Origin of the sequence: Frigoribacterium sp. 2-23 (genome assembly GCF_049601585.1) — a bacterium.
Taxonomy (GTDB): domain Bacteria; phylum Actinomycetota; class Actinomycetes; order Actinomycetales; family Microbacteriaceae; genus Frigoribacterium.
This window is the reverse complement of sequence record NZ_CP187126.1, coordinates 2,693,882-2,706,843: the sequence shown is the minus strand read 5'-3', so window position 1 is coordinate 2,706,843 and position 12,962 is coordinate 2,693,882. Positions and strand designations below refer to the sequence as shown.

Below are 12,962 nucleotides of genomic sequence, written 5' to 3'. Positions count from 1 at the left end.
CCGACCCCCGTCACCCGCCCTCAGGAGGGCGCGTGACCCGTCGCGGTGCTAAGGAGGCGCGAGCGAGATCGGGGGACAAGCTGCGTGGACGGTGTGCCGGGTCTGCCTAGCGTGGGGGGCATGACGAACGATCCTGACGACGTCGCGACCCAGCTGGGGCTGGCCGTGGTCGCGCACGCGGCCGCGCTGAACTCCGGAGACACCGAGAGCCTCGTCAGTGCCGAGGACAACCTCCGCGACACGGTCGACGGACTGATCGACGAGCCGATGACGCATCGACAGGAACTCGTCGTCGAGTCGCTCGCCGCGACCGGCGGTGCCCTCACCGCCGGGTTGTCGAGTGCACTGGCGGCCGAGCAAGGGCGCCCCGCCGACGAGATCCTGCAGAAGGCCGCCGGCAGCATCGTCAACCAGCGCGAGGACGACGCCGCCCACTGACGCCGCGCCTCCTCGGCGACGGCTACGGCGACGGCGACCCACAGTGGCATCCCACGGTCGAATCGATACGATGGTGGCTACCGGTGAGCGACGCGGCCCTCGAGTGCGTCCGCCGACCACGAGAGGAAACGATGACGTTCGATCAGTCCGGCACCCCATCCGCCCCGAGTGAGACCCGTCCCGACGGCGCCGACCTGCGCGTCGGCGTGATCGGCCTCGGCTTCGCCGGCAGCACGCACCTCGACGCCTTCACTGCCCTGCCCGGCGCCCGCGTCGTCGCGTTGGCCGGTCAGGAGGAGGCGCGACTGCACGAGCTGGGCGAGTCGCGCGGTGTCGAGCGGCTCGTCGCCGACTGGCAGGACGTCGTCGCGATGCCCGACCTCGACGTGATCTCGATCGGCGTGCCCAACGCGCTGCACCACCCGATCGCGATGGCCGCCCTGCAGTCGGGCAAGCACGTGTTCTGCGAGAAGCCGCTCGCGACGACCGGTGACCTGGCCGCCGAGATGGTGCGGGCGGCCCGCGACGCCGACCGCGTGCTCGAGGTGGCCTACAACCACCGCCGCCGTGCGGACGTCGCGTTCCTCAAGGACTACCTCGACACCGATCCGCTCGGCTCGATCTATCACACGCGCGCGAGCTGGCTGCGGCGCGCGGGCATCCCGGGCCTCGGGTCCTGGTTCACCAACAAGAGCGCGGCGGGCGGCGGCCCGATGATCGACCTCGGCTCGCACGTGCTCGACATCGCGCTGTACCTGCTCGGCGAGCCCGTCGTCGAGACGGTCTCGGCCGTCGCGTACGGCGAGCTCGGCCCGGCCGGTCGCGGCGGCGCCGCCCGCGGAGCGATCTCGGCCCGCACCGACGCCCCCTTCGACGTCGAGGACTTCTCCAGCGCCCTGCTGCGCTTCACCGACGGCCGCAGTCTGCAGCTCCAGGCCTCCTGGGCCTCCTATTCGAAAGTTCACGAGGACATCGAGGTGGAGCTCCTCGGCTCCGTCGGCGGTGCCCGCCTGCACGTCGACGACTATGCGACGCAGGGCACCCTCGAGCTGTACTCGGACGTGCTCGGGGCGCCGACGGTGTCGCGTCCTCAGGTGACGGTGCCCGGCGGTCACCACCAGTCGGTGATCGAGGGCTTCATCGCCGCGATCCGGTCGGGCGAGAACTCAGGAGGCACGGGTGCGGCCGGCGGGACCGCCCGCTTCTCGGGTCACTACGGCGAGTACGCCCTGCACCGCAGTCGTGTCGTCGACGCGATCTACGCGTCTGCGCAGGCCGGTCGCGAGGTGCTCGTGCCGAGCGACGAGATCGAGGGAGGCGCGCGATGAGCGACGCACGCGAGTCGGTTCGTCAGGAGGACGCGCCCCTGCGGGTCGTCGTCTGGAACGAGAACGTCCACGAGAGCCGCGGCGACGAGATCGTCAACCGCAACTACCCCGAGGGCATCCACGGAGCCGTCGCGGCCGGACTCCGCGAGACGCTGGGCGACGACGTCGACGTGTCGACGGCCGTCCTGACCGACCCGGAGCACGGCCTGAGCGAGCAGCGCCTCGCCGAGACCGACGTTCTGCTCTGGTGGGGGCACGTCGCCCACGACCAGGTGTCGGACGACGTCGTCGACCGGGTCGTCGCGCACGTCCAGGCCGGCATGGGCCTGATCGTGCTGCACTCGGGCCACTACTCGAAGGTCTTCACGCGCCTCCTCGGCACGACGTGCTCGTTGCGCTGGCGCAACGACGGCGAACGCGAACTCGTCTGGACCATCGCCCCCACGCACCCCATCGCCGAGGGGGTGCCGAGCCCGATCGTCATCCCCGAGCAAGAGATGTACGGCGAGTACTTCGACATCCCGACGCCCGACGAGCTCGTCTTCCTGTCGACGTTCACCGGTGGCGAGGTCTTCCGATCGGGCGTGACGTACCGGCGCGGTCTCGGCAAGCTGTTCTACTTCTCGCCGGGAGATCAGGAGTACCCCGTCTACCACCACCCCGACATCAAGCGCGTGATCGCCAACGGTGTCCGCTGGGCCCGGCCGACCGGGCCGCGTCGGCAGCTCACGGCCGACCAGCACCCGCTCGGCTGGTTCGAGGGCGGTGCGTCGGGGGTCTAGGCCGACGTCTCGGTCGCCCGCCGCTCGCGGAACGCGACCATGTTCATGCGATTGCCGCAGCGCACGCTGCAGAACCGTTTCGAGCCGTTGCGCGACAGATCGGCGAGCACGCCGTCGCAATCGTCGGCGGCGCAGCGCCGCAGGCGGTCCGTCGCGTCCGTCCTGATCACGTCGACGAGGGCCATCGCCGCCTCGACCAGCAGGCGGTCGGCGAGCGGCGCCGTCTGCTCCGTCGCGTGGATGTGCCAGTCGATCCCGTCGTGCCGTTCGAGCCGCGGGACGGCGTTCAGGTGAGCGAGCAGGTCGTTGATCTCCGGCACCATGGCGTCGCGCTCGAGCGACCAGAGACTCCGGAGGCGCGTGCGGGCCTGCCGCACGGCCTCGAGCTCGGCGTCGTCGCCGTCGATGCGACCGGAGAACCCGAAGCCCGCCAGCAGGGTGGCCAGGGCCTCCCTCGTGGTGAGCTCGTCGTCTCCTGATCTGCTCGCGCCGGGGTCCGTGTTCGCGAGCAGGACGCCGAACTCGAGCGCCGCTTCCGTGTCAGGGGCAAAAAGCAATTTGACTCCTTATCTGCGCCGAGTCTAACGTCAGGATTCACACGCTCGTCACCCCTCACTCGTCCTGAGTCCTCGCCGCCGGAGCCGTCGCCATGCCGCGTCACCACCTCACCACCGGTCTTCTCGTCGCCGTCGTCGCCGCCGCCTCCTTCGGGGTCTCCGGTCCGTTCGTCAAACCGCTGCTCGAGAGCGGCTGGAGCCCCGTCGCCGCCGTCACGGTGCGCGCCCTGATCGGCGGCGTCCTGCTCGCGCCGATCGCGCTGGTCGCCCTGCGCGGAGACCTGCGTCCGGTCTGGCGGGCTCGCTGGCGCGTGCTCGGCATGGCCGTGATCGGCGTGGCGGGAACTCAGGTGTTCTACTTCGCGGCGATCGAGCGCATCCCCGTGGGCACGGCCATCCTGCTCGAGTACATGGCCCCGCTGCTGCTCGTGGCCGTCGCCTGGGCCGTCACGCGCCGGCGGCCGTCGGCCCTCGTCCTGATCGGCTCCGTGGTCGCCGCGGCCGGGCTGGTGCTCGTCGTCTCGCCCGGCGGCGGGGTGCGCCTCGACCCGGTGGGCGTCGCGTTCGGCATCGGCGCCATGGCCTGCGTCGCCGGCTACTTCGTGCTGGCGGCCCGACCCGCCGAGGGGCTGCCGCCGATCGCGCTCGCCGCCTTCGGACTGCTCGTCGGCGGCGTGTTGCTCGGACTGGTCGGCCTGACCGGCGTCGTACCGTTCACGATCGCGACCGTCGACGTGACGGTGCTGGGGTCGCCGATGCCGTGGTGGCTGCCGATGTTGATCGTCGGCGTCATCGCCACGGCGCTCGCCTACGCCACCGGCATCACCTCTGGAGCCATGCTCGGCTCGCGCCTGGCATCGTTCATGGGTCTGCTCGAGGTCGCGGCGGCGGCGTTCTACGCGTGGCTGCTGCTCGGCGAACGCCTGACCGCACTGCAGCTCGTCGGCGGCGGGCTGATCCTCGCCGGCATCGTCGCCGTGCGGTCGGCCCGCGACGCCGAGGTCGAGCCCGTTCCTGCGGAACCGGCGCTCGCGGCGACGGCCGCACCCGCGCCTCCTGCGGGGCCCGCGGCGGCGGCGCCCACCGCGCCAGCGTCCTGAGCCGGACGAGGAGGCTCATAGCGGCCGCAGAGGAATCCCATCGGCGGCGCATGGCCGGCCGGGCGACACTCGTCGTCTGCGAGCGGCAGACGCCGTCGCATCGCCTGAGACGCCGACGAGACGAGACGCCATGCCGCGCATCCCCGAGCCCCAGCACACCCCCGACGGCCCGGCCTACGAGGGCCGCCTGCTCGCCCGAGCCGACGAGGAGGTCGTCGACCAGGGCGTCGCCTTCGACATCGGCACACTCGTCACGAGGCGCCGCGTGCTCGGACTCCTCGGCCTCGGTGCCGGGTCGCTCGCGCTCGCCGCGTGCACATCCGTGGTCGGCGGCTCAGGAGCGGGCGCGCCCACGGCCACGGGAACACCCACGGGCTCGGCCACGGGCGGCTCGGGAACCGGTACGAGCGACGCGCTGCCCGCCGGCGAGATCCCCGACGAGACGGCCGGCCCGTACCCGGGCGACGGGTCGAACGGCCCCGACATCCTCGAGCAGAGCGGCATCGTCCGCAGCGACATCAGGACGAGCCTCGACGGCGGCACGACGGCCGCGGGCGTGCCGATCGCACTCGACCTCACCGTGCTCGACATGGCGAACGGTGACGTGCCGTTCGCGAACGCCGCCGTCTACGTCTGGCACTGCGACGCCGCCGGGCGCTACTCGATGTACTCGGACGGCATCACCGACGAGACGTACCTGCGGGGAGTGCAGGTGGCCGACGCATCGGGCACGGTGCGGTTCACGTCGATCTTTCCCGCGTGTTACTCGGGGCGATGGCCGCACATCCACTTCGAGGTCTATCCCGACGTCGACTCGATCACCGACGCGACCAACGCCGTCGCGACGTCGCAGCTCGCGTTGCCCGAGGCGGAATGCCGCACGGTCTACGCGCTGTCCGACTACTCCGGATCGACGAAGAACCTGAGCCAGGTGACGCTGGCGAGCGACAACGTGTTCAGCGACGACAGCGGTGCGCTGCAGCTGCCGGTCGTCACGGGCGACGCGACGTCGGGGTACCGGCTCGCGCTCACCGCGCGGGTCGACACGAGGACGGCTCCGGAGGCCGGCTCCGCACCCGGTGGCGGCGGAGGCCGGGCGCCGGGGAGTCGGTAGCGCGCGTCTCCTGCGGAACCGACCCGCGCCTCCTCGCGGCCGACGCGCGCCGCGCCGTCGACGCGAAGAACCCCGGTGCGGAAGATGCACCCCCTTTCGAACGGGGTGCATCTTCCGCACCGGGGTTCTCGGCGAGACCGGCGGCCGCAGCCCGGCTCAGCCGGTGTTCTGCAGGCCGGCGGCGATCCCGTTGACGGCGAGCAGCAGCAGGCGGTGGTCGGCGTCGGCCGGGTCCTTCTCGACCGACCGGCGGATGCCGCGGAGCGCGCGCAGCTGCAGCAGCGAGAGCGCGTCGACGTAGGGGCTCCGGAGGCGCACCGCGCGACTCAGGACGGGTCGCCCTTCGAGCACGTCGCTGTGTCCGCTCGTCGCCAGCACCCACTCGCGGGTGCGGTCCATCTCGTCGAGCAGGCGCTCGGCCAGGTCGGTGCGTTCGGCGAGACCGAGGTACTCGCGGGCGATGTTGCGGTCGGTCTTCGCCAGCGACAGCTCGACGTTGTCGATCATGGTGCTGAACAGCGGCCAGTTCGCGTACGCGTCGCGCAGCACGTCGACGTCGCCGATCGCCTCGAGCGCGGAGCCCAGGCCGTACCAGCCGGCGAGGTTGATGCGGGCCTGGGTCCACGCGAACACCCACGGGATCGCCCGCAGGTCTTCGAGCGACTCGACCGAGAGGCCGCGCCGCGCGGGGCGGGAACCGAGGGCGAGCAGGCCGACCTCCTCCATCGGGGTCACGGTGGCGAACCACTGCGCGAACCCCTCCGCCTTGACGAGACCGAAGAACGCGTCGCGGGACGCGGTGTCCATCTGCGCGGCGAGCGGGGCGAACCGGGCCGCCGCCTCCTCGTTGCGGTTCTCCGTCGAGGGCGCCGACGCCTGCAAGGCCGCGGCCGCCATCTGCTCGATGTGCCGTGCGGCGATCGTCTGGTTGCCGTAGTGCGCGAAGATCACCTCGCCCTGCTCGGTCAGCTTGAAGCGGTTCTCGACCGAGCCCCGGGGCTGGGCCAGCACGGCCTGGTTGGCCGGCCCGCCGCCGCGGCCCATCGCGCCGCCGCGACCGTGGAAGAGGGTCAGCTCGATGTCGTTGTCGCGCGCCCACTGCGCGATGCGCGACTGGGCGTCGAACAGGGCGAGGGTCGCCGACACCGGGCCGACGTCCTTCGACGAGTCGGAGTAGCCGAGCATGACCTCGAGCTTGCGGCCCGTCTGGGCGAGGCGACGCTGCACGGCCTCCGTCTGCAGCGCCTCCTCGAGGATGCGGGTCGACGCCTCGAGGTCGGCGAACGTCTCGAACAGCGGGATCACGTCGAGCACCGGCGCGGCCTCGGCCGAGCCGAGCGCGATCTCGGCGAGCTCGTAGACGTTCGCGAGGTCGGCGGACGACTGCGTGAACGACACGATGTAGCGGGAGGCGGCGATCACCCCGCGACGACGCTGGATGTCGGCGATGGTGCGGAACACGTCGAGCACCTCGACGGTCATCTCACCGAGGTCGCCGCCGGCCCGCGCCTCCGCCAGGGCGGTGCGGTGCACCTGCGAGTGCTGGCGCACCTCGAGCTCGGCTAGGTGGAACCCGAACGTCTCGACCTGCCAGATCAGGTTCTGCAGTTCGCCGTTCGCGGCCCGGTGCGCACCGGCCGACCGGAGCGACGCCTGCACGACCCGCAGCTCGACGAGCAGCTCGGCCGGGTCGGTGTAGGCGAGAGGGGACTCGGGCGCCCCGTCGGCCCGTCGCGTCGCATCGAGCCGGGCCGCGACGAAGAGCAGCACGCGACGGTGGCTCTCGTTCGGCGAGCGGATGCCGATGCGGGAGGCGGCGTCGGCGTCGAGCTCCTTCTGGCGGGCGGCGAGGGCGACGAGGTCGGGGTCGGCCGGGGTGTCGTTCTCGTCGAGGGTGAGCGTGCTGCCGATGCGGGTCGTCGCGCGCTGCAGACCGATCAGGACGTGCTCGGCCGCGATCTCGGCAGCAGCGGCGGTGACCTCGGCGGTGACGTGCGGGTTGCCGTCGCGATCGCCGCCGATCCAGCTGCTGAGCTTCATGAACGCGGGGGCCGCGGCGGGCTCGCGGCCGGCCGTGTCACCGTGCAGCCCGTCGTCGAGCAGGCGGTAGACCTGCGGCACGACCTCGAACAGGGTCTGGTCGAAGACGTTCATCGCCGTGCGGACCTCGTCCAGCGGCGTCGGACGCGTCGTACGGATCGGCGACGTGCGCCACAGCGTGTCGATGTCCTCGAGGAGGCGCCGCTCGCTCTCTGCGAGCGTCACCGGGTTGAGCGCCTGGTCGCGTTCATCGAGCAGGTCGCTGATGCGGCGGATCGTCGACGCCACGGCACGGCGGCGGGCCTCGGTCGGGTGCGCCGTGAAGACGGGGTGGAACCTCAGGTCGGCGAGGCGGCGCGCGGCCTCGTCGGGGCCGAGCTCGTCGGCGAGTCGGGACACGGTGGCGGTGAGGCCGTCCGTGCCGCCGCCGCGACGCCGGAGCACGCGGACGCGGTGGTGCTCCTCCGCGAGGTTGCTGAGGTGGAAGTACACGGTGAACGCCCGGGCGACCTGCTCGGCGCGGTCGTGATCGAACGCCTCGACGATCGCGCGCGACTTCTGGACCTCGTCGCCGCCTCCTTCGTACGCCGCGATGACGGCGGCGCGTAGCGACTCGACGTCGGCGAGCAGGTCGGGGCCGACCGCCTCGGTCAGCACGCGGCCGAGCAGGCTGCCGAGGAACCGCACGTCGGAGCGCAGATCGGTGTCGACCGCGCCACTGACGGCGGTGCGGGTCTGGCCGTCGCGCGCGCGGGTGGGCTGGCCGTCGGGTGAGGTTCGGGAGGTCTCGAAGTCGGTCACGAGACCATCTTCGACCACGCGGGGGAGTGTTGCGCACGGTGTCGCCCGCGCGCGCCTCCCGGTGTCGCCGCGCGTGCCTGCCGCGCAGCGCCCCGAACCTCCCGTGCCGTGCCGCGAACCTCGTTCTGGCCAATGAACCTCGCTGTAACGAGGTGCGTTGGCCAGAACGAGGTTCCGCCGCCCCGCGAGACCGCAGGAGCGCGGGTTGGCAACGCAGGACGGTGCGGCTACGGCACGAGACGTTGCGTGATCGTGCCGTGCCCGCCCCGCAGTGCGACCTCGGCCAGCGCCCCGTTCACGAGCGGCAGCTGCGGCGGCTGGTGCCCCGTGTCGACGTCGACGATCACGGGGATGTCGAGGTCGTCGAGTGCGAGCCGCGCGGCGTCGTCGTGCGACAACTCAGGCGCGTCCGGTGCACCCGGTCGGCCGAGCAATACCCCCGTCGCGTGGTCGAACCACCCGGCCAGGCGCAGGGACGTCAGGAGGCGCGCCACGGCGACGGGCCCCGACTCGGCTGCTTCGAGGTAGACGATCAGCCCCTCGGGCGCGTGTCGCGCCGCGAATCCCGGGACGTCGCCGAACGGCGTGCCCGCGAGCAGCGACACCGTCTCGAGGCAGCCGCCGATCAGTCTTCCTGACATCTCGACATCGCGTCCGTCGAGCGAGCGCCACGAGGTCGGCTGCTCGTAGGCCGTCTGGCGGTCGAGCGGTTCATCCTCCCACGCACCCTAGGGGCGTGATCGGCGGAACGGCGCGGCCTCCTGACTGAACGACTCGCCCTCGTGCAGCGCGGCGACCTGCGTCCAGCGCCAGAACTCGGTCGGCAGCTCCCACGGCTCGTCCATCAGGTTCGCCCCGTGCATCGTCGCGAGCCCGGTCGTCAGCGTGAGCGGCAGCAGGAGTGTCGAGATGTCCGACCAGCCGACGAACCACGACCCGGCCTCGGCGATCGCCGGCCAGTCGAGCCGGTCGACGAGCTCGATCGCGAGCTCGCCACCCCAGGGCGGCAGGACGGCTCCGGGGCGCGAGACGAAGGCGGCCTGAAGGTCGGCGGCACGCTCGGCGGCGCTCGCCGGGACGAGTCCGCCCCGCGAAACATGCTCGCGTAGATGCAGGTCGTAATCCTGTGCGACCAACGCGGCCCGCGCCTCCTGAAGTCGCGGCTGCAACTCGTCGGGGACGCCCATCGAGGGCGCGGGCACCTCGATGCGGGACCCCGGCATGAGCGGGGCGGGGTATCGGATGTCGGCCATTCTGCGACGCTAGCAACCGGGTGCGCAGCGCCCGGAACCTCCCGTGCCGTGCCGCGAACCTCGTTCTGATCGATGAACCTCGCTAGAACGAGGTGCGTCGATCAGAACGAGGTTCCGCCGCCGCCGCGCGAGACCGCAGGAGGCGCGGGTCGGCAGCGCAGGAGGGCCGCCGACCCGGCCGCGTTCAGTACTTGATCGACTGCCCGCCGTCGATCGGCAGCACGACGGCGTTGACGTACGCGGCGTCGTCCGACAGCAGGAACGCGACGACCGACGCGATCTCGGGAGCCTCGCCGTAGCGCTTCGTCGGGTTGCCCTGGATGAACTCCTCGGCGGCGCGGCGCGGGTTCTCGGCGTCGATCTGCTTCATGGAGTTCTCGACCATCGGCGTCCAGATGGCGCCGGGGGCGATCGCGTTGATGCGGATGCCGAACTGCGCGTACTCGATGCCCGAGTTGCGCGTCAGGCCGACGACGCCGTGCTTGGCGGCCGCGTAGCCCGACTGGTTGCCGACGGCGGTGATGCCGCCGACGCTCGCCGTGTTGACGACCATGCCGGAGCCCTGCTCGCGCATCACGGCCAGCACCTTCTCGAGTCCGAGGAAGACGCCGCGCAGGTTGATCGCGACGACCTTGTCGAACTCGTCGACCGTGAAGTCCTGCGTCAGGTTCTGGCGGCCCTCGATGCCGGCGTTGTTGAAGAAGCCGTCGATCGAGCCGAAGCGCTCGAGGGTCTTCGCGACGTAGTTCTCGACGTCCTGTTTTTTCGACACGTCGGCGATGACGGTGAGGATCTCGGCGTCGGGCGTCGACTCCGTGACGGCGGCGACCGTGTCGGCGAGGCCCTGCTCGGACACGTCGACGAGCGACAGCTTCGCCCCCTCGGAGGCGAGGCGGATCGCGGTCGCACGGCCGAGACCGGAGCCTCCGCCGGTGATGAGGACGACCTTGTCGGTGAAGCGGGCGGTGCTGGTCATGGGGTCTCCTGACTTCGACGATGAAGGGCTCGGAGCTCGTTCGGGGCGGCGAGTCCAGACTCCATGTATTCGCATGGAGTCCCCATTAAGACTACACCTGTCGCCTAGGAGGCGCGGCTCGGCTCCCGCATCGGAGCCGAGAAGGCCTGTAGATTGAATATATTCTTTCGCCGGCCGCTCCCCGCGGCCCCAGCACCCGACGGAGGCGCCGTGCTCTATCGCCAGGTCTACGACGCACTGCGCGGTCGCATCGTCGGCGGCACCTATGCCGTCGGCGACAAGCTGCCGTCCGAGGCGGAGCTGTCGGCCGAGTACTCGGTCAGCGCGATCACCGTCAAACGTGCGCTCGACCTCCTGCGCACCGACGGGTTCATCGTGCGCCGCCCTCGGCTCGGCACCTTCGTGACCAGCTCGACCCCCGACGACGCGTCGACCGCGCCGGCCCCAGCACCCCGCCGGCCCCTGATCGGCTGCGTCGTGACGAACTTCGACGACACGTTCGGCGGCCGCGTCGTCGAGGGGCTGCTCTCGGGAGCCGGTGTCGACGAGCCCGTCATCCTGATGCGGTCCATGGGCGATCACGACCTCGAGGACGCCAGTATCCGGTCGCTCATCGAGTCGGGGGTGTCGGGGCTCGTGCTGCAGCCGAGCTCCTCCGAGTTCATCCCGCCGGCCGCCCTCGAGCTCGTCACGAAGCACTTCCCGCTCGTGATCCTCGACCGGGTGTTCGACGGCATCCCCGTCTCGGCCGTGCGCTCGGACAACCTCGCGGGGGCCATGCAGGCGACCGGGCACCTCTTCGAGCTCGGCCACCAGACCGTCGCGTTCGTGAGTGCGGCGAGTCATGTCACCTCCAGCGAGGAGCGCCGCAACGGCTGGGTGCACGCCCATGCCGCCTATCGGCACACCCTCGACGAGACGGCCGAACTGCGGACCCTCGCCTCGACCATCCCCGGCAGCACGACGAGCATGGAGGACGACGTCGAGCGGCTGCAGGACTTCGTGACCGCCCACCCGCACATCACGGCGTACCTGACGTCGGAGTACAACATCGCCCTGCTGCTGCGCGAGGCGTGCCGTCGCCTCGGGCTGGCTATTCCGGACGACGTGTCGGTGGTCTGCTTCGACCACCCGGACGCGGCGTTCGACACCGGCCTGTTCCGGTTCACCCATGTGCGGCAACAGCAGACGGTCATCGGCCAGCGCGCCATCGAGGCCGTGCGGGCGCAGATCGCCTCGCCCGGCACGATCGACCGGGTGCTTCTGCCGACCGAGTTGGTTGAGGGCGCATCGACCGCCCCGCCGCCGGCGACGCTCCGCTCGGCCTGACGCGCGGCGTCGGGCCGCCGGCGGCGGCGAACTCAGGAGGCGCGGCGTGCGTCCGCCCCTCCGCGCACGTCGACGGGGTGGGCGCCTCGGCACCCACCCCGTCGTCCGCTTCAGGTCACCCGGGTCGGGTCGTCCGTGTCAGCCTCGACCGCCCCGCTCCTCCAGGCGTGCCCGCTGCTCGATCGCCATGATCGCGCTCACCTGGGTCGAGTACGGGATCGACTCGTCCGCCTCGCGCGACCAGTCGTTGCCGGGTCGCAGCCATTCGCCGTCGAAGGCCGTCCGCCACAGCAGGTCGGTGCCGCGCCGCACGAAGTCGTCGAACTCCGCGCGCTCGGCCTCGGGCAGTTCGGCCGTGAGCTCGGCCAGATAGCGGTAGTACACCCCCTTGAACAGGCCCTCGTCGCCGCCGTCGCCCTCGTCTCGGAAGACGGACCCGTCGCTGAGCTCGTCGATCGCGACGCGCGCCGTCCGGACGGCCTTGTCGAGCCACGAACGGTCGCCCGTCGTGCGGGCGTACTCGACGGCGGCACCGATGTAGAGCCCCTGGTTGTACGTGAACCGCCACTGCGTGTCGACCCGCCCGTCACCCTCGCGGTTGACACCGTCCTCGACGAACCCGTCCGGCCCGACCAACGTGCTCTCGAGCCAGGCGAGCGCGGTCGTGGCATACCTGCGGAACCCGCGCGTGCCTCCGGGGGTCTCTCGCTCCAGTCGCAACGACAGGATCACGAAGGGACCGTTCGCCGGCGTGTTCTTGTAGGCCAGCGACTGCTTGCGCCAGGCGAGGCTCTCGCCGCCGGTGTCGTTCCACCCCTCGGCGACGACGTGGTCCCAGATCGCGAGCGCGTCGTCGAGGTACGACGTGCGCCCGGTCGCGTGGTGCAGACGGACGATCGCGAGGGCGAACCAGAGCATGTCGTCGAAGTAGTCGTTGAAGAGCTGACCGTCGTTGCGCTCGACGATGTTGCGGTACGTCTCCTCGGCCTGATCGCGCCAGCCGACGTCGCCCGTCCGCTCGTAGGCGTCGAGTCGTGCGTCGAGCACGTGCGCGAGCCACCAGTAGTTGAACGTCTCGGGTGTGCCCGTCCCGGCGGGGTGACTGTTCTCGAGGTACTGCGGCCAGGCGGCGCCGAACCAGTGGTCGAGACTGCGCTGGGCGACGTCGGCCCGGGCCGACCAGTCGAGGGCGGTCGCCGTGCTGTCGGCGAGGGTGCTGCTGTTCATCGTGCTCCGTTCGAAGG

Annotated in this window: 12 protein-coding genes; 6 read left to right on the top strand and 6 right to left on the bottom strand. The window is 71.4% G+C overall.

Features of this window, described 5'->3' with window-relative positions:
- Window positions 1-120: 120 nt before the first annotated feature.
- From ACPEEZ_RS12810 to ACPEEZ_RS12800, 3 genes are all read left to right on the top strand, one after another.
- Window positions 121-438, top strand: a complete 318-nt coding sequence (locus ACPEEZ_RS12810; RefSeq protein ID WP_423919701.1) for a hypothetical protein — start codon at window positions 121-123, stop codon at window positions 436-438.
- A gap of 131 nt (window positions 439-569) precedes the next feature.
- Window positions 570-1,766: a Gfo/Idh/MocA family protein gene (locus ACPEEZ_RS12805; protein ID WP_423919698.1), complete on the top strand. Its 1,197-nt coding sequence runs from the start codon at window positions 570-572 to the stop codon at window positions 1,764-1,766.
- Window positions 1,763-2,548, top strand: a complete 786-nt coding sequence (locus ACPEEZ_RS12800) for a ThuA domain-containing protein (RefSeq protein ID WP_423919695.1) — start codon at window positions 1,763-1,765, stop codon at window positions 2,546-2,548. The genes ACPEEZ_RS12805 and ACPEEZ_RS12800 overlap by 4 nt, the downstream gene beginning before the upstream one ends.
- Here ACPEEZ_RS12800 and ACPEEZ_RS12795 read toward each other — a convergent pair.
- Complete coding sequence (locus ACPEEZ_RS12795) at window positions 2,545-3,105, bottom strand: CGNR zinc finger domain-containing protein (protein ID WP_423919692.1); 561 nt, start codon at window positions 3,103-3,105, stop codon at window positions 2,545-2,547. The genes ACPEEZ_RS12800 and ACPEEZ_RS12795 overlap by 4 nt on opposite strands.
- 92 nt (window positions 3,106-3,197) lie before the next feature.
- Here ACPEEZ_RS12795 and ACPEEZ_RS12790 point away from each other — a divergent pair, with 92 nt between their 5' ends.
- Both ACPEEZ_RS12790 and ACPEEZ_RS12785 read left to right on the top strand, forming a co-directional pair.
- Entirely contained in the window at window positions 3,198-4,205 is a 1,008-nt protein-coding gene (locus tag ACPEEZ_RS12790) for an EamA family transporter (protein ID WP_423919689.1), read from the top strand.
- Between the two features lie 130 nt (window positions 4,206-4,335).
- Window positions 4,336-5,319 (top strand): intradiol ring-cleavage dioxygenase, encoded by a 984-nt coding sequence (locus ACPEEZ_RS12785; protein WP_423919687.1) that lies wholly within the window; start codon window positions 4,336-4,338, stop codon window positions 5,317-5,319.
- 156 nt (window positions 5,320-5,475) lie between these two features.
- Here ACPEEZ_RS12785 and ACPEEZ_RS12780 read toward each other — a convergent pair whose 3' ends face one another.
- From ACPEEZ_RS12780 to ACPEEZ_RS12765, 4 genes are all read right to left on the bottom strand, one after another.
- Window positions 5,476-8,160 carry a phosphoenolpyruvate carboxylase gene (locus ACPEEZ_RS12780; RefSeq protein WP_423919684.1) on the bottom strand — a complete coding sequence of 895 codons (2,685 nt, stop codon included), beginning with the start codon at window positions 8,158-8,160 and terminating at the stop codon, window positions 5,476-5,478.
- Window positions 8,161-8,387: 227 nt separating this feature from the next.
- The gene (locus ACPEEZ_RS12775; protein ID WP_423919682.1) at window positions 8,388-8,801 is read right to left on the bottom strand and encodes a hypothetical protein; all 414 of its coding nucleotides are present in this window, start codon (window positions 8,799-8,801) and stop codon (window positions 8,388-8,390) included.
- A gap of 87 nt (window positions 8,802-8,888) precedes the next feature.
- Window positions 8,889-9,413: an LD-carboxypeptidase gene (locus tag ACPEEZ_RS12770; RefSeq protein WP_423919679.1), complete on the bottom strand. Its 525-nt coding sequence runs from the start codon at window positions 9,411-9,413 to the stop codon at window positions 8,889-8,891.
- Window positions 9,414-9,597: 184 nt separating this feature from the next.
- Entirely contained in the window at window positions 9,598-10,389 is a 792-nt protein-coding gene (locus ACPEEZ_RS12765) for an SDR family oxidoreductase (protein WP_423919676.1), read from the bottom strand.
- 210 nt (window positions 10,390-10,599) lie between these two features.
- Here ACPEEZ_RS12765 and ACPEEZ_RS12760 point away from each other — a divergent pair, with 210 nt between their 5' ends.
- Window positions 10,600-11,718 carry a GntR family transcriptional regulator gene (locus ACPEEZ_RS12760; protein WP_423919673.1) on the top strand — a complete coding sequence of 373 codons (1,119 nt, stop codon included), beginning with the start codon at window positions 10,600-10,602 and terminating at the stop codon, window positions 11,716-11,718.
- A 138-nt stretch (window positions 11,719-11,856) separates the two neighbouring features.
- Here the strand turns inward: ACPEEZ_RS12760 and ACPEEZ_RS12755 are convergent, their stop codons facing one another.
- Window positions 11,857-12,945 (bottom strand): glycoside hydrolase family 76 protein, encoded by a 1,089-nt coding sequence (locus ACPEEZ_RS12755; RefSeq protein WP_423919670.1) that lies wholly within the window; start codon window positions 12,943-12,945, stop codon window positions 11,857-11,859.
- Between the last annotated feature and the right edge of the window lie 17 nt (window positions 12,946-12,962).